The sequence below is a fragment of the Porphyrobacter sp. ULC335 genome, assembly GCF_025917005.1.
Lineage (GTDB): Bacteria > Pseudomonadota > Alphaproteobacteria > Sphingomonadales > Sphingomonadaceae > Erythrobacter.
In genome coordinates this window covers 108,513-129,785 of record NZ_CP078091.1, presented here as the reverse complement: position 1 = coordinate 129,785, position 21,273 = coordinate 108,513, and the positions used below count along the sequence as shown (strand labels likewise).

Annotated in this window: 23 protein-coding genes; 16 read left to right on the top strand and 7 right to left on the bottom strand. The window is 64.5% G+C overall.

Going from position 1 to position 21,273, the window contains the following annotated elements; translation table 11 throughout:
- Window positions 1–169 precede the first annotated feature (169 nt).
- The 4 genes from KVF90_RS00615 to KVF90_RS00600 all read left to right on the top strand — a co-directional run bounded on the left by KVF90_RS00615 (window position 170) and on the right by KVF90_RS00600 (window position 4,699).
- Window positions 170–1,507 (top strand): FecR family protein, encoded by a 1,338-nt coding sequence (locus KVF90_RS00615; RefSeq protein WP_264392919.1) that lies wholly within the window; start codon window positions 170–172, stop codon window positions 1,505–1,507.
- Between the two features lie 19 nt (window positions 1,508–1,526).
- On the top strand, window positions 1,527–3,872 hold the full coding sequence (locus tag KVF90_RS00610; RefSeq protein WP_264392918.1) for a putative bifunctional diguanylate cyclase/phosphodiesterase: 2,346 nt from the start codon (window positions 1,527–1,529) through the stop codon (window positions 3,870–3,872).
- Between the two features lie 87 nt (window positions 3,873–3,959).
- Window positions 3,960–4,295 (top strand): I78 family peptidase inhibitor, encoded by a 336-nt coding sequence (locus tag KVF90_RS00605; RefSeq protein WP_264392917.1) that lies wholly within the window; start codon window positions 3,960–3,962, stop codon window positions 4,293–4,295.
- On the top strand, window positions 4,292–4,699 hold the full coding sequence (locus KVF90_RS00600; protein WP_264392916.1) for a RidA family protein: 408 nt from the start codon (window positions 4,292–4,294) through the stop codon (window positions 4,697–4,699). Before KVF90_RS00605 ends, KVF90_RS00600 begins: the two co-directional genes overlap by 4 nt.
- Here KVF90_RS00600 and KVF90_RS00595 read toward each other — a convergent pair.
- Window positions 4,689–5,069: a hypothetical protein gene (locus KVF90_RS00595; RefSeq protein WP_264392915.1), complete on the bottom strand. Its 381-nt coding sequence runs from the start codon at window positions 5,067–5,069 to the stop codon at window positions 4,689–4,691. The two genes, KVF90_RS00600 and KVF90_RS00595, sit on opposite strands and share 11 nt — an antisense overlap.
- A gap of 126 nt (window positions 5,070–5,195) precedes the next feature.
- Between KVF90_RS00595 and KVF90_RS00590 the strand changes: the two genes are divergently transcribed.
- From KVF90_RS00590 to mmsB, 6 genes are all read left to right on the top strand, one after another.
- Window positions 5,196–6,341 (top strand): acyl-CoA dehydrogenase family protein, encoded by a 1,146-nt coding sequence (locus KVF90_RS00590; RefSeq protein ID WP_264392914.1) that lies wholly within the window; start codon window positions 5,196–5,198, stop codon window positions 6,339–6,341.
- On the top strand, window positions 6,341–6,736 hold the full coding sequence (locus KVF90_RS00585; RefSeq protein WP_264392913.1) for a VOC family protein: 396 nt from the start codon (window positions 6,341–6,343) through the stop codon (window positions 6,734–6,736). Before KVF90_RS00590 ends, KVF90_RS00585 begins: the two co-directional genes overlap by 1 nt.
- Window positions 6,733–7,791, top strand: a complete 1,059-nt coding sequence (locus KVF90_RS00580; RefSeq protein ID WP_264392912.1) for an enoyl-CoA hydratase/isomerase family protein — start codon at window positions 6,733–6,735, stop codon at window positions 7,789–7,791. The genes KVF90_RS00585 and KVF90_RS00580 overlap by 4 nt, the downstream gene beginning before the upstream one ends.
- 141 nt (window positions 7,792–7,932) lie before the next feature.
- The gene (locus tag KVF90_RS00575; protein WP_264392911.1) at window positions 7,933–8,730 is read left to right on the top strand and encodes an enoyl-CoA hydratase-related protein; all 798 of its coding nucleotides are present in this window, start codon (window positions 7,933–7,935) and stop codon (window positions 8,728–8,730) included.
- Window positions 8,727–8,915 carry a hypothetical protein gene (locus tag KVF90_RS00570; protein ID WP_264392910.1) on the top strand — a complete coding sequence of 63 codons (189 nt, stop codon included), beginning with the start codon at window positions 8,727–8,729 and terminating at the stop codon, window positions 8,913–8,915. Before KVF90_RS00575 ends, KVF90_RS00570 begins: the two co-directional genes overlap by 4 nt.
- An 11-nt stretch (window positions 8,916–8,926) precedes the next feature.
- Window positions 8,927–9,793, top strand: coding sequence for a 3-hydroxyisobutyrate dehydrogenase (gene mmsB, locus KVF90_RS00565; protein ID WP_264392909.1), 867 nt, complete (start codon window positions 8,927–8,929; stop codon window positions 9,791–9,793).
- On the opposite strand, the gene KVF90_RS00560 is transcribed toward mmsB, so the two are convergent.
- From KVF90_RS00560 to KVF90_RS00545, 4 genes are all read right to left on the bottom strand, one after another.
- Window positions 9,790–10,512, bottom strand: coding sequence for a hypothetical protein (locus KVF90_RS00560; protein WP_264392908.1), 723 nt, complete (start codon window positions 10,510–10,512; stop codon window positions 9,790–9,792). The two genes, mmsB and KVF90_RS00560, sit on opposite strands and share 4 nt — an antisense overlap.
- Window positions 10,509–11,861 (bottom strand): O-antigen ligase family protein, encoded by a 1,353-nt coding sequence (locus KVF90_RS00555; RefSeq protein WP_264392907.1) that lies wholly within the window; start codon window positions 11,859–11,861, stop codon window positions 10,509–10,511. The genes KVF90_RS00560 and KVF90_RS00555 overlap by 4 nt, the downstream gene beginning before the upstream one ends.
- A 127-nt stretch (window positions 11,862–11,988) precedes the next feature.
- The gene (locus KVF90_RS00550; protein WP_264392906.1) at window positions 11,989–12,255 is read right to left on the bottom strand and encodes a hypothetical protein; all 267 of its coding nucleotides are present in this window, start codon (window positions 12,253–12,255) and stop codon (window positions 11,989–11,991) included.
- Window positions 12,256–12,373: 118 nt separating this feature from the next.
- The gene (locus KVF90_RS00545) at window positions 12,374–12,775 is read right to left on the bottom strand and encodes a lasso peptide biosynthesis B2 protein (protein ID WP_264392905.1); all 402 of its coding nucleotides are present in this window, start codon (window positions 12,773–12,775) and stop codon (window positions 12,374–12,376) included.
- A gap of 157 nt (window positions 12,776–12,932) precedes the next feature.
- On the opposite strand from KVF90_RS00545, the gene KVF90_RS00540 reads away from it, so the two are divergent.
- The 6 genes from KVF90_RS00540 to KVF90_RS00515 all read left to right on the top strand — a co-directional run bounded on the left by KVF90_RS00540 (window position 12,933) and on the right by KVF90_RS00515 (window position 18,274).
- The gene (locus tag KVF90_RS00540) at window positions 12,933–13,820 is read left to right on the top strand and encodes a hypothetical protein (RefSeq protein ID WP_264392904.1); all 888 of its coding nucleotides are present in this window, start codon (window positions 12,933–12,935) and stop codon (window positions 13,818–13,820) included.
- Between the two features lie 13 nt (window positions 13,821–13,833).
- On the top strand, window positions 13,834–15,693 hold the full coding sequence (locus KVF90_RS00535; RefSeq protein ID WP_264392903.1) for an asparagine synthetase B family protein: 1,860 nt from the start codon (window positions 13,834–13,836) through the stop codon (window positions 15,691–15,693).
- A gap of 34 nt (window positions 15,694–15,727) precedes the next feature.
- Window positions 15,728–15,859, top strand: a complete 132-nt coding sequence (locus tag KVF90_RS00530) for a lasso RiPP family leader peptide-containing protein (RefSeq protein ID WP_264392902.1) — start codon at window positions 15,728–15,730, stop codon at window positions 15,857–15,859.
- Between the two features lie 156 nt (window positions 15,860–16,015).
- Window positions 16,016–17,143, top strand: a complete 1,128-nt coding sequence (locus KVF90_RS00525; protein ID WP_264392901.1) for a methyltransferase domain-containing protein — start codon at window positions 16,016–16,018, stop codon at window positions 17,141–17,143.
- The gene (locus tag KVF90_RS00520; protein WP_264392900.1) at window positions 17,131–18,006 is read left to right on the top strand and encodes a hypothetical protein; all 876 of its coding nucleotides are present in this window, start codon (window positions 17,131–17,133) and stop codon (window positions 18,004–18,006) included. The genes KVF90_RS00525 and KVF90_RS00520 overlap by 13 nt, the downstream gene beginning before the upstream one ends.
- A complete protein-coding gene (locus tag KVF90_RS00515) occupies window positions 17,999–18,274 on the top strand; it encodes a PqqD family protein (protein ID WP_264392899.1) in 276 nt (91 codons plus the stop codon). Before KVF90_RS00520 ends, KVF90_RS00515 begins: the two co-directional genes overlap by 8 nt.
- An 11-nt stretch (window positions 18,275–18,285) precedes the next feature.
- Here KVF90_RS00515 and KVF90_RS00510 read toward each other — a convergent pair whose 3' ends face one another.
- Entirely contained in the window at window positions 18,286–19,947 is a 1,662-nt protein-coding gene (locus tag KVF90_RS00510) for an ABC transporter ATP-binding protein (RefSeq protein WP_264392898.1), read from the bottom strand.
- Window positions 19,944–21,209: a nucleotidyltransferase family protein gene (locus KVF90_RS00505; protein WP_264392897.1), complete on the bottom strand. Its 1,266-nt coding sequence runs from the start codon at window positions 21,207–21,209 to the stop codon at window positions 19,944–19,946. Before KVF90_RS00505 ends, KVF90_RS00510 begins: the two co-directional genes overlap by 4 nt.
- Window positions 21,210–21,273: the final 64 nt, after the last annotated feature.

The window sequence follows — 21,273 nt, the reverse complement described above, 5'->3', positions numbered from 1 at the left end:
CTCCCGCAAAGATTAACCGGCCGAAGGATCAGTTTGCCCCCATGATCAATAATCGAGCCTGATCCCTACAATGCAAAGGTTAATCAAATTTCATCGTAAGGGCTTGTTAACCAACTGCTTAAACGGGATGTCGGCGGCTTGCGTGTATTGGATAGGCACGGAGAAACCTATGCGCATCCTGTCACGCCTCCTCTTGCCGTTACTTCTGCTGTTCTTCAGCGGCGCACCTGCGCTTGCCCAGAGCGGGGTCTGGACTGTTAGCGAGGCCAAGGGCGTCGTGACAGTAATCGACGCCAGTGGGCAGCGGCCCGCCAAGGTCGGCACGGCGCTGGTTCCCGGCGCGACGATCCGCACAGACGCGCGTGCTTCGGCAGTCCTGGTGCGCGGCCGCGAATTCGTGACCATGCGGCAGAACGCCCAGCTGCGTATCGCCCCTGCCGTACGTGAACGCGGTATCATCCAGATTCTTCAGGACTATGGCAGTGCGCTGTTCAATATCGGCAAGCAGCCCAATCCCCACTTCGGGGTGGAAACGCCCTATCTCGCGGCGGTGGTGAAGGGCACGACCTTCGTCATCACGGTGAGCGACGAGGGGACGAGCCTGCAAGTCACCGAAGGCGCGGTCGAGGCCGCGACGAATGACGGCGGTGTGCGCGAACTGATCCGCCCGGGTGCGGTCGCAATGATCGCGGCGGGCGATCCGCTGCGGATGGTGGTCGAGGGCGAAGGGCGCAAGGTTGTCGATTCGCCTGCGCGCGGCAGCGGCGGCGCTCCGGCGGCGGCTCCCCCGGCATCGGGCGCGGTCGAACCGGCTGCAGCGCAGGGCAGCCGCGGACAGGGACGCATCGATCAGGCCATCGTCAGCACCCCGCGTGATCTTGGCGAGGTATCGAACGGCTTTGTGTCGGGCGAAGTTGCCGTGCTCGCCGCGGTGGTGGTGTCGGACAACACCGGTCGCGGCAATGCGGCACCGGTCGGCAATTCGGGCGGGCGCCCCGATGATAGCCCAGTCTGCGCCAACGGGACGTGCGGCTCGGGCGGCAATTCCGACGGCAATGGCAATGGCAATGGCGGTGCCGGCAACGATGATGACGGCGGCGAAAAAGGCAACGGCAACGGTAACAGCGGCGGCGACGGCGATGGCGATGGCGACGATGGCAACGGGAACGGGAACGGGAACGGCAACGGCAACGGGAACGGGAACGGGAACGACGGTGACGATAACGGCCCTGGCGATGACGACGACGGCAACGGCAACGGCAACGGCGGTGACGGTCCCGGAAATGGCGGCGGTGGCGATCCGGGCAATGGTGGCGGAAATGGTGGCGGCGGCAACGGCAACGGCAACGGCGGGGGCGGCAACGGTGGTGGCGGCGATCCGGGCAATGGCGGCGGGAACGGTGGCGGCGGTAACGGCAATGGCAACGGCGGGCGTATCCGCGCAACGGGCGCGCAGGGTCTTGACCTCGGGGTGATGGCTACCCCGGCGGGCTATAGCCAGCGCTGATCCCTATCACTCCAAAATCATGAAATCTCTGCGCCTTTATCTTGCGCGTGCCGCAGCTTCGCTTGCCGCCGATGGCTGGCGCACCAGTGTGCCGATGATCTGTGCGCTCGCACTGATGGTGTCGATGGGCGCGTTGGCCGGGGTCTTCCGCCCTGTTGAAAATCGCTTTGCGGAAGCGACCTTCTCCATGCTCAGCCGCGAGGCGAGCGGGCAAGTCCATGTGGTCGAGATGGATGCTGCCAGCATGGCAGCGGTTCGGCGCTGGCCCTGGCCGCGCGATCATTATGCCAGAGCCGTCACCGCGCTCGACGCTGCGGGGGTACGCTCGATCAGCTTCGACGTCGACTTTTCGAGCAATGCCGACCCTGCGGGGGACCGCGCTTTGGCCGCCGCGATCGGCAATGCCCGCGCGTCAATCGCCTTGCCCACGTTTGCGCAGAAAGCCGCGTCCGGAGACATGCGCCAGCTAGATTCGCTGCCGATCCCGATCTTGCGCGAACATGCCCACCTCGCCTCGGTCTCTGTCCCGCCCGACCCGGACGGATATGTCCGGCGGCTGCCGTTGGGCACGGTGACCAGCGCCACCGCGCGGCCATCGCTCTCGGCCTTTGTCGCCGGGCGCGCGGGAGAGGTGGACGAGGCCTTCCCGGTCGACTTCGCGATCGATCCGGCAACCATTCCGCGGCACAGCTTCATCGCCATCGAGCGCGGGAGGATCCCGCCCGGCAGCTTGGCGGGCAAGGATGTAATCATCGGCGCGACCGCCATCGAATTTGGCGATCGCTATGCCGTCCCGCTTCATGGCGTGATTCCCGGCGTGATCATCCAGGCGCTCGGTGCCGAGACACTTGGCGCAGGCCTTCCTGTCTATGGCTCCTGGGAACTGCCGATGGTGCTGGCGGCGATGGTGGCGTTCACGATCCTTGCCAGCCCGCGCCGCAGTGTTGTGATGCTGCGGACGGGCGGCGTCGTGGCGATGCTGCTGGCACTCTGGCTGGTTGCCCGGATCGCGGGCGACCTGTGGTTCGAGATTGTCCCCGCGACCATGCTGGCGGGAGCTGCCGGCTTGACCCGTTACCTCGTGCTGACCCAGCGCTTTGCGGCGCTGCAGCGACAGATCGATCCGGAATCCGGCTTGCCCAACCGGCAGGCGCTCGATGCCCGTCCCGCTGCGGCTACCGATCGTTATGTTATTGCCGCCCAGATCGATGATTTCGATGCGCTCAAGCTGGCCACCGAAGGGGACCGACTCGGCACATTGTTGTGCCGTATCGCCGAGCGCTTGCAAGTCGCCAGCGGCGGTACCACGATCTACCGGACCGAGGACCGCACGCTCGTATGGGTCTCGGCGCTGCCCATGGCGGAAATCGAACCGCAACTTGCCGGCATCCGTGCGCTGATGCGTAGCCCTTTCGAGATCGCCGGGCGCAGGCTTGGTGTGTCGCTGACCTTCGGGGTGGCGGATCAGAACGGCGATCCTGCCGCCAATGCAGCCCATGCCGCCAGCATCGCCAAGCGTGCGGGCAAGTTCTGGCGCCTGCACACGGTCGAGGCAGGCGAGGCCGTGACCCAGCAGTTCTCGCTGCTCGGTGAGCTTGATGATGCGCTGAGCAGCGGCAATATCACGGTGCTTTACCAGCCCAAGCTCAACCTTGCGACGCGCGAAATCGACGCAGTGGAAGCGCTGGTGCGCTGGAACCACCCGGAGCGCGGCCTGCTCCCGCCGGATTGCTTCATTCCCCTGTTCGAAGAGCATAACCGGATCGACGATCTGACCATTGCCGTGCTGGCCAAGGCGCTCGAGGATATGCGCGGCTGGTGCGATCGCGGACTGACGATCGGGGTTGCGGTCAATATCTCGGCGGCGTTGCTGACGTCGGAAAGTTTCGCCAACCGCGCCTTGGCGCTGGTGGTCCGCGCAGGCGCGCCGGCCCAGCGGATCACTTTCGAGGTTACCGAAAGCGCCCAGTTCGAGGATACCGATGCGGCCATCGCCACGCTCGAACGGTTCCGTGCGACGGGCATCCGCATTTCGATGGACGATTACGGGACGGGCCAGTCGGCGCTCAACTATCTGAAGCTGCTGCCGCTGTCCGAACTGAAGATCGACCGGATGTTCGTCGCCCAGGCCCATGTCGACAAGGGCGACGCGATGCTGGTGCGTTCCACCGTGCAACTGGCCCATGAGCTGGGCCTCAAGGTGGTGGCCGAAGGGGTCGAGGAGGCCGCCTGCCTCGCCTTCCTCGAGACGATTGGCTGCGATTACGCGCAGGGCTACTTTATCGGGCGACCGCTTGATCCCGATGCGCTCGCCAAGGTGGCCGGAGCTTCGCTCCCGCCCGAGAAAGTCGCGGCGCTGGCTTGAGCGCCGCGCCCACTTCAAATTCCGCGCCCTGCCTGATAGCCTGATCTTGTAAGGCCGGAAGAACCCGGTCGGCACGAGGGAGAGATCATGCGGATAGTGAAAACAGCGCGGCGTGCGGCGATGGCTGTGGTGGCGACGATCGGTGTGTCAGGCTGCGTGGTGAGCATCGAGGACAATGACCCCGACACCGCCGAAGCGGTTCCGCCGCCGCCCCTGCCGATGATTTGCAACGCCGAGAAGGCGCAGTACCATGTCGGCCACAATGCGACCCAGTCGATGGGCGAGGCCGTCCTCAAGGATAGCGGCGCGCGCAGCCTGCGCTGGGGCCCTCCCGGCGGCGCTTGGACGATGGACTACCGCGAGGACCGCGTGAACGTGCGCTACGACGCCAACATGAAGATCACCGAAGTCACCTGCGGATGAGCGATCAGCCTTCGGCGCGCCGTTGGGCGACCTCCGGCTCGCCGTTCGAGGCGACCTTCGGCTTTGCCCGCGCAGTGCGGCAGGGTGACCGGATCATCGTGGCCGGAACCGGTCCGGTGGAGCCTGACGGATCGACCACGCCGGGCGGCGCGGCGGAACAGGCGGAGCGCTGCCTGACAATCATCGTCGCGGCAATCGAGGAACTGGGAGGGACTGCCGCCGATGTGGTGCGCACGCGGATGTTGCTCACCGACCCCGCAGATCAGGATGCCGTCGGCGCGGTACACGCGCGCTTCTTCGCGGAAGCCAGGCCCGCCGCTACGATGGCGGGCGTCGCTTGGCTATGCCGCCCCGAATGGCGTGTGGAGATCGAGGCCGAGGCGGTGCTGCGCGTCAGTTCTTGACCTCGGCCAGCCGCGCCTCAACCAGCGCAATCAGGGCGGCGAGATCGGCCAGAGCATCGAGTTCTGCCGCGCTCACCAGCACTTCGGGCTCTCCCGGGCCACACGCCCGCAGGATTGCCGGCAGTGCCAGTCCGGACATTCCCAGATCGCTGCGCAGCTCGTCGCGATATAGAAAGATTTTCGCATACCGCAGCCCTGACAGGAACTCCCGCCACTCGCGCCGCATCGAAAACGGCCCATAGGTGAGCGCGCATAGCGAGCACGGATAGGTCGATGGTGACACGATCTTGTGCACCATGTCGCCAAGCGCGCTCAGGATGCCGCCATCGGCATTATAGACCATGAACAAGGTGGGTGTGGCGGCTTTCATGTGTCCAGATACGATGCCAGGGCTTCGTTTGGTTTCGCGGGTGGGGGCGGCCCTAACAAATTTCCATGAGGTATGGGTGCGTGCTGCTCTTTTCGCGGGCGCACAAGGCGGCTAGAGCACGTCGCCATGCACGGACAATTCCAACTCACCGACGATCAGCTCGCCATCCGCGAGGTCGCGCAGCGCTTTACCGCGGACAACATCACGCCCCACGCGGCAGAGTGGGACGAGAAGCACATCTTCCCCAAGGATGTGATCCAGCGCAGCGCCGAACTCGGCTTCGGGGCGATCTATGTTTCCGAACAATCGGGCGGCATCGGGCTGGGGCGGCTGGAAGCGGCGCTGATCATGGAGGCGATGGCCTATGGCTGCCCTTCCACCTCCGCCTTCATCTCGATCCACAACATGGCCGCCTGGATGATCGACCGCTTCGGCGGGGAGGCGGTCAAGGCCAAGTACCTGCCCAGCCTCATCACCATGGAGCAGATTGCCAGCTATTGCCTGACCGAGCCTTCGAGCGGGTCTGACGCAGCAGCGCTTCGCACCATCGCGCGGCGGGACGGCGACCACTACGTGCTCAACGGCACCAAGCAGTTCATCTCCGGCGCGGGGTCGAACGAGGTCTATGTCGTGATGGTCCGCACCGGCGAAGATGGCCCCAAGGGCATCACCTGCATGGTGATCGAAAAGGACATGCCCGGCGTCAGCTTCGGCGCGAACGAGCGCAAGCTCGGCTGGCACTCGCAGCCGACCGCGCAGCTGATCCTCGAGGATGTGCGCGTGCCGGTGGAGAACCTCGTCGGCGGCGAGGGCGAAGGTTTCCGGATCGCGATGATGGGGCTTGATGGCGGGCGGCTGAACATCGGTGCCTGCTCGCTCGGCGGGGCGCAAAGGTGCCTGGACGAAGCGATCAAATACACCAAGGAACGCACCCAGTTCGGCCAGCCCGTGTCGGAATTCCAGAACACCCAGTTCATGCTTGCCGACATGGCGACCGATCTGGAGGCCGCGCGCGCGCTGCTTTATCTCGCGGCCGCCAAGGTGACTGACAACGCGCCGGACAAGACGCGCTTCTCTGCCATGGCCAAGCGGCTGGCGACCGATAACGGCTCGTCCGTGGTCGACCGTGCGCTTCAGCTGTTCGGGGGCTACGGCTATCTTCAGGATTACCCGATCGAGCGCTTCTGGCGCGATCTGCGCGTGCATTCGATCCTCGAAGGCACCAACCAGATCATGCGCATGGTCGTGGGCCGGGACCTGCTGCGCCAGTGATGGCCACTAGGCTTGCCCTGACAACGCTGGTGGTGCCCGATTACGATGCCGGCATTGCATTCTGCGTCGATGCGCTCGGCTTCGATCTGATCGAGGATAGCGACATGGGCGGCGGCAAGCGCTGGGTCGTGGTCGGCGGCAAGGATGGCGGACGGCTTTTGCTCGCTCAGGCCGCCAACGCCGCGCAAACCGACGCCATCGGCAATCAGACCGGCGGCCGGGTGGGCTTTTTCGCGCACACTGATGATTTCGCAGAATCCCATGCACGGCTTGTCGCCGCAGGGGTGATGTTTCAAGAGCAGCCGCGCCACGAATGCTATGGCACAGTTGCGGTGTTCAGCGATCCATTTGGAAATCGCTGGGACCTGATCGAACCGAAAGTACCGGGGCAATGACCGAAGACGTTCTGATCCGTACGAATGGCCCGATCGGCCATATCAGCCTTAACCGGCCCAAGGCGCTGCACGCGCTGACGCTGGAGATGTGCCACGCGATGAGCGCGGCCCTGACCGAATGGGCACGCGATGACACCATCAAGGCGGTGATCCTGGATCATGCCGAGGGGCGCGGCTTCTGTGCGGGCGGCGACATTGCCTTCCTGCGGGATTCGGCGCTGAACGACGGGGGCGCATCGGGCCGGAAGTTCTTTCACGACGAATACCAGCTCAACCACCAGATGTTCACCTATGCCAAGCCGATCGTCGCCTTCATGGACGGCATAACGATGGGCGGCGGCGTCGGCATCTCGCAGCCCGCGAAGTATCGCGTGGCGACGGAAAACACCCGCTTCGCCATGCCCGAAACCGGCATCGGCCTGTTTCCCGATGTCGGCGGCGGCTGGTATCTTGCGCGGCTGGGGCGGCGGCTCGGCCAGTTCCTCGCCCTCACCGGCGCGCGGCTCGACGGGGCCGAGTGCCTGTGGACCGGACTTGCTAGCCATTACGTGCCGCACGACATGATCGAGGATCTCAAGACGCGCATCCACGATCATCCTGATCGCATTCCCGGCATCCTTAGTGAACCCGTCGGCACCCCGCCCAAGGCGCGGATCGAGGCCAACGCGGACAAGATCGCCAAGCACTTCGCCTCGGATCGATACGAGGACATTCTCGCCAGCCTTGAATCGGCAGCCGATGCGGGCGACGACTGGGCGATGAAGGAGCGCGATACGCTCGGCACAAAGAGCCCGCAGACCTGCAAGGTCGCGCTGCGCCAACTGGCGGAGAGTGCCGGCATGACCGACTTTGCCGACAACATGCGGATGGAGTACCGCATCGCCAGCCGTGTGCTGACCCGTCCGGACTTCGCCGAAGGCGTGCGCGCGGTGATCGTCGACAAGACGGGCGATCCCAAGTGGAACCCGGCCACACCCGAGGAGGTCACCGACGACCTGCTCGACGCGATCTTCGCGCCACTGCCAGCGGGCGAGGAGTGGGTGCCGCTCGCCTAATCACCTCAGCACCGTCATGCTGAACTTGTTTCAGCATCCATTTTGCCAATAGCGAAATCGGTGCGGACCGAAGCATGGACCCTGGAAACGAAGTTGACCGCCGGTCAAACAAGTTCAGGGTGACGAAGGAGAGAAAGGCCGATGGCCACTTACGAAACGATTCTCGTCGAAACCGACGCGCGCGGCACAAAGGGCGTCACGCTGCTGACGATCAACCGCCCGCAGGCGCTGAATGCCCTCAATTCCAAGGTGCTGGAAGAGCTGATCCATGCCTTCGCCGCCTATCAGGCGGACGCAACGCAGCTGTGCGCGATCCTCACCGGCAGCGGTGACAAGGCCTTTGCGGCAGGCGCGGACATCAAGGAAATGAGCGACAAGGCGGCCGCCGACTTTTTCCTCGACGATTTCTTCAGCCCCTGGACGGCCGAGATCGTCAAGAAGACCCGCAAGCCATGGATCGCGGCAGTCAACGGCTTCGCTCTGGGTGGCGGGTGCGAGCTTGCGATGATGGCGGACTTCATCATCTGCTCCGACAAGGCGCGCTTTGGCCAGCCCGAAATCAAGCTTGGCGTTGCTCCCGGCATGGGCGGTAGCCAGCGGCTCACCCGCGCGATCGGCAAGTCGAAGTCGATGGAGATGTGCCTCACGGGCCGGATGATGAACGCCGAGGAGGCCGAGCGCAGCAACCTCGTTGCCCGCGTGGTTCCGCATGAAGAACTGATCGCCGAAACGCTCAAGACCGCCGCGATCATTGCCGCAATGCCGCCGATGGCGGTGATCGCCAACAAGGAAATGGTCAACTCGGCGTTTGAAATGACCCTCGATCAGGGCTTGATCGTCGAACGCCGCATCTTCCAGATCCTCACCGCCTCCGAGGATAAGGCCGAAGGCATGGCGGCGTTTATCGAAAAGCGCGAAGGACAGTGGAAGGGGCGGTGATTGCAGGCCTCATGCTGCTTTTCGGCGGTCTTGGCACCGTCGGGATCGCCATCTGGCAGGCGCGCCGGGCCACGCGCTCCCGCCTCTTGAAAACCACCAGTATTATTGAGGGTTGGTTTTACGGCGTGGGCGGCGTGTTGGTTGCGCTGCTCGGCGTAGCAATCCTGATCGAGCAGATCGGGTAAGGGAGAGTGACATGAAAATCGCCTTTATCGGCCTCGGCAACATGGGCGGCGGGATGGCCGCGAACCTTGTGAAGGCAGGCCACGAGGTCCGCGCCTTCGACCTGAGCGAAGCCGCGCTCACCGCCGCGCGTGAGGCGGGTTGCAGCACTTTCGCCACCGCCAAGGAAGCCTGCGCCACCGCTGAGGCGGTCGTCTCGATGTTGCCCAACGGCCAGATCGTCAAACAGGTCTATTGGGACGACGTGATCGGCCATGCCCCCGAGGGCGCGATCATGCTCGATTGCTCCACCATCGACGTCGCCACCGCGCGCGAGGTGATCGAGGTGACCGAGGCGCATGGCTACCAGATGGTCGATGCGCCCGTTTCGGGCGGCATCGCGGCAGCCAATGGCGGCACCTTGACCTTTATGGTCGGCGGTTCTGACGAAGCCTTCGCCCGCGCTCAGCCGATCCTTGCCGCGATGGGCAAGGCGGTGATCCACGCAGGCGGGCCCGGCACCGGACAAGCAGCCAAGATCTGCAACAACATGCTGCTGGCGATCCACATGATCGGCACCTGCGAGGCCTTTGCCATGGCTGAAAAGCTGGGGCTTGATCCGCAGACCTTCTACGACATCTCCAGCGTTTCATCCGGCCAGTGCTGGTCGATGACGTCCTATTGCCCAGTCCCCGGCGTCGGTCCGGTGACCCCGGCGGACAACGGCTATCAAGGTGGATTCGCCGCCGGGCTGATGCTGAAGGATCTCAAGCTGGCGATGGAAGCGGCGGCGGGTGCGGGGGCGACAGTCGCGCTCGGCGAACACGCCCGCGCGATCTACGAAGCCTTTGCCAAGGACAATGCCGGGACCGATTTCTCCGGCATCATTCGCACGCTTTAGGGGCACTGCCCCGCGACGGTGGCTGCGAGTTGCTGCGCAGCGGCGGCATCGCGCTGGCGCAGGCTTTCGACCGCGCGCTTCAGCGGGTCGCATTCGAACTGCGCATTGCGCGCCATCGCTTCGGCGACCACTTCGCTGAAGGCGTCGGTCGGCAAGACGCGCGCGCCGCGCTGGAGGAACATTTCGTGCCAGCGGGTCGCACCGGCGATGATCCCGGCAAAGGTCTCGCGGGCAGGCCCCTTGGGCTCACCCAGTACCTGCGGGCCGAGGTCGATCAGCAGCGCATCGGGCGTCGCATCGCGGCGGAACAGTGCGGCATAGCGACGGGCAGCTTCGGCCTTGTCCCCCGCTCCGAGCGCGAGCCGCAGCACGGTTTCCTGCGCCACCGGCTCACGCCATCCGCGCTGTGCGGCCATCTGCACGGTAAACCCGGCGGCCTCGGCCTTGCCAGCCTTGGCCTGCGCGGTTGCGAGCAGGGTGAGGTGTTCCGCAGGCATCGGGCGGCGGCGCACCAGCTCCTCGGCGGCGGCCAGCGCTGCGGCAGGGTTGTTCGCCTCAAGTGCGGCGATGGCGATTCCGGTCTGGGCGTAACCGCGCATGGGGGTCGGCACCAGCGGCGCGATCGACGGCGTTGTGTCCGCCTGCCTGTCGAACTGCAGGGCAGTCGTGATGCCCGCGACGCCCAGCAGCGCCGTGATCCAGAGAATGCGTCCGATCATCGCGCGTCCCTTTCCCGCTCGCATGCGGCGCGGGCTAGCAGCAGCAGGGCAAAGCCCGCGAAGGCGAGGATCGCCTGGTTGCGCAGGGGGTAATCTGTGATCGATTGCAGCGCGATGGCGAGCAGGAACGCGCCGCCTGCCCAGCCCGCCCAGGCGATCTGGGAGCGACGGGCTTGCCAAGCCATGACGAGGCACGCGACAAACCACAGCGCGGCCATGGTCATCCCCGCAAGACCTGCCTCGATCGCCAGTTCGATATAGTCGTTATGGGCGCGGCCAGCGGTGCGCAGGGTGAGGTTTTCGAGCGATTCATCGATCTGGAACACTTCGTCGAAGGTGCCCATTCCCGAGCCGGCCGGCCAGTATCGATCAACGGCGTAGGCCGCGTCTTCCCAGATGTAGCGGCGCGGATCGTTCTTCGCCTCGAACCGCTCCAATGTCTCGCCGACCCGGCCCGGCGCAGCGATGACAAGACCGCCGAGGGCTGTCGCGCCGAGGGCTACTGCGCCAAGCGCCATGAGGATCGGATTGAGGCCGCGCCGCTTGTCGGCGGTGGCCCGGCGCCGCTCCAGCATCCATGCCCATGCCTTGAGACCGGCGAGCCCGAGCGGAATTACCGCTAGCGCAAGGCCGGTGCGCGACTTCGTCAGCACGATCGCCACGACAAGCAGCGAGGCCACGGCAACCCGCACCCAAAGCGCCGCTGGATGGGGTCTGGGGGCAGGCAAGAGGCAGGCAAGGGCAAGGCAAAAGCCCAGCAGGATCGCGGTGGAATTGCGGTTCGCAAAGGTGCCGACAAGGAAGCTTCCGGGATCGCGCGCGGCATAGAGCAGGACATTGTCGCCAGCAGGATTGAGCTGCACCACGCCCATCAGCGTCGTGACGATGCCGAGCGCGACAACCAGCCAGCCGGCCAGCATCAGTTCGCGGCGCGGCAGGGACCAGCCCGCCATCACCACCGCGAGCGGCGTGACCAGCGCGGTCAATGCGAGCATCGTTCGCAGCGGATTGACGCTCCATGTCATCCATCCACCGACCCCGGCGGCTTCATAGGCGCGGGCGACAAGGTCGTGACCGGGCAGGGCTTTCCAGACCTGTTCGGGCAAGGGAATGACCTGAGCAAGCGGAACCAGCAAGGTGGCCGCGATGAGCAGCCGCAACAGCAGCGGCGATTCGCGCCAGAAACGTCGTGCCGAATCCCCCCGGATCGCGAGAACGGTCAGGGCGGTCAGCTGGACTGCAAGATTGGCAAGGCCGTACCGGCTACCGCCGCCGCCAAAGGCGAAGGCGACAAGCAACAGCGCCACAAGGGCGATGAGCGAAACGCGATCAGCCGCAGTTTTGTTCAAGACAAGGCCTCAGGCAGCAAAGGGGAGCGGTGCGGGGACAATGGCATGGCACCCCAAAAGAAAACGCCCGGGCCGAAGTCCGGGCGTGATCCTGTAAAACACTGATGTATCTAGCGAAAGCGCCAGATCAGGTGCCGGGCGACTGGCCTTCGTCATCCGACTGGGTGGCAAAGACGATGCCGGTGATGATCGCAGCACCGGCGAGCAGAGCCAGAATGATGGTGCCGCCGTCGTCTTCGATCGATTCACCTTTAGCGGCGCGACCGGCGCCCGGCGCGCTGACCGAGTAAACCGAACCGCTGTCGCTGGCGCGGGTGCCGGCCTGTGCTGCGATAGGCGCAATCGCGAGGCTGGACGCCGCAGCGGCGAAGATGATGCGAGAAACGGTTTTCATGGACTTAATCCCCATATTCGGAAACTTCGTAAAACTAGCTAGTGCAATGCAGCAAACTTGGCAACCCGCTTTAGGGCCACTTGGTAAAGATCGTCTTGCGATCTGCACCGTTCAGCGCTCAGGCATCACTTTGCCCTTGGCGCGGTTCGCCGAGCAGCAGGCTATAACGCGAAATGTCGCCGCCGGTGATGACCGCGTCTTCATGCACAAGCCATGCATGTGCCCCAAAAGGCCCGCTTTCCGGGCGTTCGACCCCGATTCGGATCTCGCTGGGAAGCCCCCGGCGCGCCAGCCAGTTCTGCCCGGCGATGGCCTGGATAAGGCAATCGCTGCGCCACGGCAGGCGCACGGAGATGCGCGGCAGAACATAGCTAACGCGCGCGAGCAACGCCGCCTCGTCGCCCTGTGGCGTGATCGCACTGGCCCGTCCGGCCGCGCGGCGATTGCGCGCCGGAATGTCACGCGCTTCCAGCCGGGCAAAGGCGATGCGCGCGCGGACCAGTTCGAACAAGCCGGTCATGCAATATGCGGCCACCCAGCCAGCATCGCTAAAGCGCAAGCTCTTGCGGCTATCTGGAGCCGGGGCCGGGTCCGGTGACGATTGCAAGGAAGGCATGCATTTCCTATTGCACCAGCCACGGGGTGACTCCAAGCGCCCTTGTGACCGGGAGCCGCGCATGCTGGACGACGCCATCAAGACAAAGCTGCGCGATCCCACCTATCTGGATTTGCATCTCGCTGCTGTCCGGTCGCTCAACCGTGTCGGGCCCACCTCATGGTATGATGCCCATTTCCTGCGCCGCTACGAGGTTGCCCGTGATTATCTGGCGGTCGTCAATCCGGGCGCTCTTGCAACCTTCGAACGCGGGTTCGATCCGCTGAAGCCGCCTCCTGGCTTTGATGTATCGGTGCTCCAGAACCTGTTCGACGATGATACCTGCGCGCAGATCAAGGCGATCAGCCGTTCGATCAAAGCGGGCCATCAGGACCTTTCGCTCAAGAGTCAGTGGGAGCGCGAGTATTTCGGCAGGCAAGTTGTCTGGGATCACCCCTATTTTCTCGAGTTGCAACGCGATCTGCTGGGCGTGGCGAGCGAGGCCGCCGGATGCACGCTGCGCACCGGGTACAACTTCCTCAGTCTCTACGGTTCGGGCGGGTTGTGCGATCCGCATATGGACGAGCCGATGTCGATGTTCACGCTCGATTACTGTATCGAGCAGAGCGACGAATGGCCGATCCATTTCAGTCAGGTGGTGGACTGGCCGACGGTCGAAACGTTCCGGCAGTTTGATCCTGTGGCGGTGAAGGACGATCCGGCGCTCGGTTTCCGGGCCTTTATCCTCCAGCCCAATCAGGCGCTGCTCTTCAATGGCAGCTCGCAATGGCATTACCGCAATAACATCCCGACGGGCGGGTTCTGTGACCTGCTGTTCTTCCATTATTACCCGGCTGGTTGTGACGATCTTGTCGAGCCGAAGCGCTGGGCCAGCCATTTCACCAGCATTCCCGAACTCGGCGCGCTTTGCGATCTGTTCGAGCGCGAGCGCCGGCCCGGGGAAGGCTGACGGATAGCGTCGGATGACCGGCATTGCCGCAATCTTTGCGCCCGGCCCGGCGCGGCAGGAGCAGCTTGACCGGATGATGGCCGCGATGGCGGACCGTGCGCATGACGGTACCGGCACGTGGATTCAGGGCCGTTTCGCGCTCGGCGCGGCGATGCTTCACACTACGGCCGAATCCTTTGAAGCCCCTCAGCCCTTCACCAATGAAGACGCCAGTCTGGCGCTGGTGCTGGATGGATATCTCACGAATTGGGAGGAGCTGCGCACCGATCTGGCCAGCCGCGGGGCGACGCTGCGCAACCGATCGGACGCAGAGCTCGTGCTGCGCGCCTACGAGCAATGGGGCGAGGATTGCGCCAACCGGATCGAAGGCGAGTTTGCCTTCGTCATCGCCGATCAGCGCCAGGGCAGGATTTATGCCGCGCGCGACCATCAGGGCTTGCGACCGCTGCACTTCTATCAGGACAAGGACGCGCTGCTGATCGGTTCGGATCTCGCTGCGATCATCGCTGCTGCGCAGAACCGACCTGCCCCGAACTTCGATTATCTGGCCAATGTGGCTGCGGGGGACTGGTACCTGCGCGACGCGACAGTCTGGCATGGCGTGGAACGTGTACCGCAGGCCCACTGGTTGACTTGCGACGGGTCGGACACGCGGGTGCGGCAATATTACGATCTCCCGGTCGACGTCACGATCCGCTACGCCCGCGAGGAAGAATATGTCGAGCACTACCGCGCGATGCTGTTCGATGCGGTGCGCCGGACTTCGCGTTCGCACCAGCCGCTGGCGGTCACGGTCAGCGGAGGGCTGGATTCCTCTGCGATTTACGGCATCGCGCATCAATTGGAGCAGCAGGGCCGCCTGCCTGCGCCGGGCTTTGAGGGCTATACCCTTGCCGGAGAGGAAGGCACCGACGCCTATGAGCTCCCCTTCGCCAGAGCGGTCGCCGACCATTGCGGGCGCAGCCTGACCGAAGTTCCCCTGTTCCGACCCGGGATTGACTGGTTCATCGAGAGAGGGCGGCAAGATTGCGACCTGATGATCCCTCCCAACGGCGCGATGCAGATTGATCTGGAGGGGGCGGCGGTCACACGCGGGTCGCGTGCCATGCTGCATGGTGATGGGGGCGACCAGTGGCTCGACGGGTCGATTCTCTATTATCAGGAACTGGCGCTTAACCTTGATTTGCCCGGTTTTGCTGCGGCGCTGCAGCGCGATGCCGGGGCCGATGGCTGGCGCGCGACCCTGCCCCGCGCGCTGCGAGCAGGTCTTGTCGGCTTTGTACCCGAACCGCTGCGCCGCGCGGTGCGGTCGCGTCGCATGCAGCGGCGCTATGCCGATCCCGCTTTCGTCCATTGGCTGAAACCGGAATGGCGCCGCCGCCTGCAAACGATGGAAGAGGCCTATCGGGCACAGGTGCCGGGAAGCACGATGGAACGCAGCAAGAGGGGGCGTCTGTTTTCGCCTTACCGCCAGCTGGCGCTGGATATCATGCAGCGACAACGCGCGCAGAGCGGGCTGGAAACGCGCGAGCCGATGCAGACCCGGCAATTCATCGAGTTTGCCTGCCAGACGCCGGAATGGATTCGCAATCAGGCGGGCGTGACCAGAGTGGTGCATCGCAAAGCGATGGCGGACGTCTTGCCGGCGAACATCCTTGAACGAAGGTCAAAGGCCGACTTCACCGCGCCCCATCTCAATGCCGCGTTTGCCGGCTTCGTCCGCGAGCGAACAGATGGCCCGAATTCGCAGTTTTGTACCGCGGCAGGGCTACGTAAGCTGACGGAGCTTGACAGCGAGATGCATGTTGACTCGGAACTTGGCTGGGAAGTATGGGGATGTTGTGCGGTCGCAGCATTTTTACAGACTCGTTAACGATGTGATCGAGTGAATTTGAAAAGGGATTGCCATGGCTCAACCTACCGAAAAGTCCGTCTATGAGACGCCGCGCCTCGTCGAGTACGGTTCCGTGCGCAACCTCACCGGCGGCAGCGGTGCCTCGGGTTCCGATGGCGGCGGCTCGATGACGATGATGCTCTAATCAGCCGTCTTATAGTTTTTGGTCTGTGGCGGCCTGGCCGCCCAGCTTCCGTGATCGCCCCAGCCCTCTACCAAGGGGCCGGGGCTTTCCTTATGCAGTGACGACGCGCGCATCGGCGGCTGACCTGTCGCCGCGCGATGCCCGATGGGTTTCCGAATGACGAACGCGCTGGGCGAACATATCGAATACCTGACCCTGCCCGGGCGTAATGCATTGTATCGTCAGGCGATCAGCGCAACGCTGCGTGATGGCGACACGGTCGCCGACCTTGGCTGCGGCGTGGGCGTGCTGGGCCTGTTCTGCCTTGAGGCCGGGGCCAGCCACTGCTGGGGCATCGACAGCAGCGAAGCGATCCACCTCGCGCGCGACACCATGCAGCGCGCTGGTATGGCCGATCGCTACACCACGATTGCCGGCTCCACCTTCCGCACCGAGCTGCCCGAACCGGTCGATCTGATTATCTGCGATCATGTCGGCTACATGGGCTTTGATTATGGCATCGTCCGGCTGATGCAGGATGCGCGCCAGCGGTTTCTCAAGCCCGGCGGAAGGATGATTCCCGAGGCGCTCGATCTGATGGTCGCACCGGTATCGTCCGATGTCTGCCTTCAGAAAGCCGCGGTCTGGGGGCAAGACCCGGTGCCGGAGCAGTATCACTGGCTTGAGACGCTCAACCGCAATCAGCGATTCGCCTACAGTTTTGAGCCCGAAGAGCTGGCGGGCGCCCCGGCAAGGCTAGGGCGGATCGATTTTGCCGAAGACGCGCCGTCGCTTTTCAGGTTTGAGGCTGTGTTGCAAATCGACCGAGCTGGACAGTTCCACGGCTTTGCCGGCTGGTTCGACTGCCAGTTGGCGGGCGATGTGCGGATGACGAATTCTCCGCTCGATCCCGCCAGCATCCGGCGCTCGCAGGCTTACTTCCCCACGCTCGAGAGTTTTGCGGTGAACGCCGGAGACGAGATCGGCATCACGCTGCGGTTCGCGGCGGATGGCGATCCGATTGCGTGGACCATCCAGCCGCCGCGCAACGCCAAGCGGCAGCGGCTTTCGACCTTCAACGCCCGTGCGCTCGCGCCCGAGGATATGTCCCGTGACCAGGGCCGTCCTCCTGTTCTCGGCAAGGTGGGTGAGGCGCGGGCCTTTGTCCTGGCGCAGGTCGATGGCCAGCGCACCCGCGAAGCGATTATCGCCAAGGTGCTTGAAGAACGCCCCGATCTCATGCCCACGCCCGACGCGATCCGCGAATTTGTCGAAACCGTGCTGAAGCGCGATTGTTCGGCCTGACGGCGATGGTCGATTTCCGACCCTTACCCGCGCGCGCGCAGCAACCATTGGCAAGCCAGCCCTTTGACCGCTGGATCCTGCCAGACGGCTTTGTGAAGGCGGAATTCCACCGTCTGCCTGACGGGTTCCTGTTGCGCTTTCCGGACGAGGCCGACTTCGAAATTCTGCCCGCGACCTCGGCAGTGACCGGTTGGCCCGTTCCGGACACCGCGCCCGATCATTTCCGCAGCCTGTTCGACAATGCCGTCCTGCCGCTGATCGGGGATCACGCGGGCGGATTGTTTCTGCACGGCAGCGCGGTGACGATTGACGGACGCGCGGCGGCGTTCCTCGGACAGTCGGGTGATGGCAAGACCACGCTGGCGGGCGCCTTTGCCAAGGCTGGCTATCCGTTTCTGACCGAGGATGTGATCGAGCTTGTGCCGGACGACGACGGCTATCAGCTTCAGCCAAAGCCATCGGGTCTGCGGCTCTATGCCGACAGCGCTGCCTTCCTGACCGGAGCGGAGCACATCGACGCCGATTCCGACGCCAAGTTCGATGTGGCCGATGCGATGCGGCTGCCGTTCCGCAACGAGCCAGCGCCGCTGGCGGCGATCTTCGTGCTCGGCGCGGATCACGAAGCGCCGCTCGGTATCACTCGGCTGACCGAGAACCGGGCCGCACAGGCGTTGATGCCGCATTCCTTCGTCCTCGATGTGGAGGACAAAAACCGCCTGCGCGGACATTTCAGTCGCATAGTGGGGCTGTGTTGTAACACCCCCTGCTACGCGCTTGACTACGTCAGAGATTACGACGAATTGCCCCGGGTGATCGCGGCAATCGCGACAGCAATAAGCGAAGTTGGGGCTGCGAATGACTAATAGTGAACGCCTCCGTGCCTCCGACGACGTGGTCGCTCGGGAGGTTGGCGGAGAGATGGTGCTGCTCGATCTTGTTAGCGGTACCTATTTCGGGCTGGACCCTGTCGGAACCCGCGTGTGGAGCAAGCTGTCGGAAGACGGGGCGAGCCTCGTCGAACTTGCCGACCTGATCGAAGCCGAATTCGATGCGCCGCGCGACCGGATCGAGCAGGACTTGCGCGACTTGCTGGCGCAGCTTTCGGAAAAGGCACTGGTCGTCCCGGCCTGAACCTTGCCCTTTCAGGGGTGAGCGGCAGGCGGGCCCGAGACCAATCCTTCAGGCGTCGCGTGGATGATCCGGTCGGCCAGCGCCAGGCTCGCGGGCCGGTGTGTGATGATGATCACGGTCCGGCCCTTCAACACATCGATGCAGGTTTCAACAAACGCCGCCTCGCCATCCAGATCATACATGCTGGTGGCTTCATCGAAGATATAGACCGGCGGATCGCGGAACAGCGCGCGGGCAAGCGCCAGGCGCTGCTGCTGCCCGCCCGACAAGCGGATGCCGTTATCGCCAATCTCTGTGGCTAATCCGCGGGGGAGCTGCGCGATGAATTCGCCCGCCTGCGCCAGCTGCACGGCGCGTTCGATCGCGGCAGGATCGGGGTTGTCGTTGCCGAAGGCGATGTTGTCGGCGATGGTGCCGTTGAACAATAGGGGGCGCTGCGGGACATAGCCGAACTGGCGGCGCAAATGCTGCACTTGAAGGCCGGCGATGTCGACGCCGTCAAGCGTGATGCGCCCGCCATCGGGATCGTAGAAGCGCAGCAGCAGGCGGACGAGCGTCGATTTGCCGACGCCGTTATCGCCGGTAAGCGCAACGATCTCTCCCGGCGCAATCGCCAGATTGACCGATGTCAGCACTGCGGGGCGTCCGGGGTAGGCGAAGCTCACGCCTTCGAATGCGATCGCACCCGCAGCCCGGTCGATGATGCCGGGCTCGCCATATCCCGGCTCGATCTTCTTGGCGAAAACCGCCTCCAGCCGGGCGAGCGTGCCTTTGGCCACCTGGAAACGGCCATAGGTGTCGGCCAGTTGACCAACGGGGCGGGTCAGCAGCGCGGCATAGAGAAGAAACGCGAACAGGTCTGAAGGGCTGCGGCTGCCATCGGCTAGCTGCGCGCTGCCCAGCAGCAGGATGGCAATCGCCCCCAAGGCCGCGACCAGGGCCACCAGCGGGCTGATGAAAGCCATCATCCGCGTCTGGTCGAGGAACAGAACCCGCGCCTTTTCCACCGCCTGGTGATAGCGGCGGCGCTGGAAATCCTCAGTTGCGAAGGCCTTGATCGCGGGGAGCATTTCGAGATCGCTCTCGCCGATCCACATCACGTCGGATTCAGCCTTGCGAACCTTGCGCGCCACAGTGCGCAGGCGGCGGCCGACCAGCTTCATCAAGAGGTAGAACAGCGCCACCAGCACCGGCACCACCAGCGCCATCACCGGATCGAGCAGGAACAGCAGCAGCACCGCGCCGGCCGCGGTCAGCAGGATCGAGGGGACATTGGCGAGCGTGGCGGTCAGAAAGCCGCTGAGGTTGCTGACCTCATACGTCATCAGCGAGAGCAGGTCGCCGCTCTTGCTGCGATCATGGAACGCGATCGGCATGGCCTGCAGCCGGTCGTAGGTTTCCTGCCGAAGCCGCGCCAGAATGCGCCCCGCCGCAGCGGCGGAAAGATACTGGACGAGAATGCTGATCGCTGTCAGCACCGCCAGTGCCGTGACCAGTAGGGCGATGGTGGTCGATAAATCGACGCTCGCGTCCCCGATCACCCCGGCGAGAAATTGCCCTGCCAGCCAGGGGATCGCCAGCGTCGCGGTCGATGCCAGCACGGACATGGCACTTATAAGGATGAGATCGCGCAGGAAGGGCCGGGCCCGCGTGACCAGAAAGCCAAGGTTCACGGGCGTGGTCCCTGCTTTTCCGGAGCATGACGCAGCTGATAGGCCGCACCGCGCTGGCTCAGGCCGATCACCCGTGCGAGCGCTCCGCCATAGCGGCGCAGCTGCAACAGCGCGGTAGGCCAATGGGAATGCTGCGGATAGCGCTTCACCAATTGCTCGCGCGAGACCAGCACGGACGCACTCAACAGCCGAAGCCGGGTTGCGGTACTATCCGCCGCCATGAAGTCCGCGCGGATGTCCTTCAATCGGTCGAAGCGGCGGATGTAGTCCATGGTCGGCGACCGGCCTGATACCGGGAGCAATCGCTCGGGAAAGCCATCTGGCAGGGCAAGGCCGATATCCTGCTGCGCGCCCGCCAATACGGCGTGGACGATGCCCCCCGCATCGCGTGCGGCGCAGAAAGCGGCCAGCCGTTCCCAGTCCGCAGGCGTCAAACTTGCGGTCATATGGTGGTAGTCCGCCGCCCAGATCAGGCGCCGACCGCCGACCACACGCTCGCCCTCGACAAGGATGCCGCGTGTCTGGTGCCAGAACTGGTTGATCGCGCCATGCACCAGCATGATCACCGGATCAGGCGCGGCGGCGCGCGGCGACAGGCGGGGAAGCGGGCGAGTGCTTGCCCAGTAATCTTCGGGTCGCAGTACTTTCTGGATCACAGGGCGATCGGTCGGGTGCCAGTGCAGGTCGAGCGTATGCAGCATGCCGAGGCCGCAATCGATGTCCCAGCTTTCCTGAAAATACAGGCCGCGGCTGGGCGGGGGGCTGATCCAGCCCGCTTCGCGCAAGGCCGCGCGGGTTGTATCCAGATCCTCGGGCTGGATCAGCAGATCGGTATCGCCTCTGCGCCGCAGCGCCGGATCGGGGTAATGCAGATAGGCGAGGGCCGAACCCTTGAGCACGATCGAGGCAACCCCGCGGTCCGCCAGCATGTCTATCAGACCGGCAATCCGCGGGCGGTGCAGCTCTTCCCACAGGCCGGAAAGGCGGGCGAGCTGCGTCAGCTGCGCCATGACCGGGCCGGGCCAGTCGCTGCCCTGCGTGCCGCGATAGGTGAGCAGCAGGGCAATTCCGTGGAACTCGGCCCGCCTGATCAGGGCGTCAGCCAGATCGGCCTCGGGAAGGCTGCTTTGTTGAGCGGAACCGAACGGCCATGGAGGCAGGGGCGCATCGGCGAGCGTGGCCGGCACGCAGGACGCCAGAAACTTGTCGGCCGCTTGTGTGGCATCGTCAACCGTACCGGACTGCAGGCTGGACACGCTCATGGCCTGTCTCTTGCGTCAATTTGCTGCCCTTTGCCAGCCCCGTTAGTGCCCGTCGCAGCCCTCG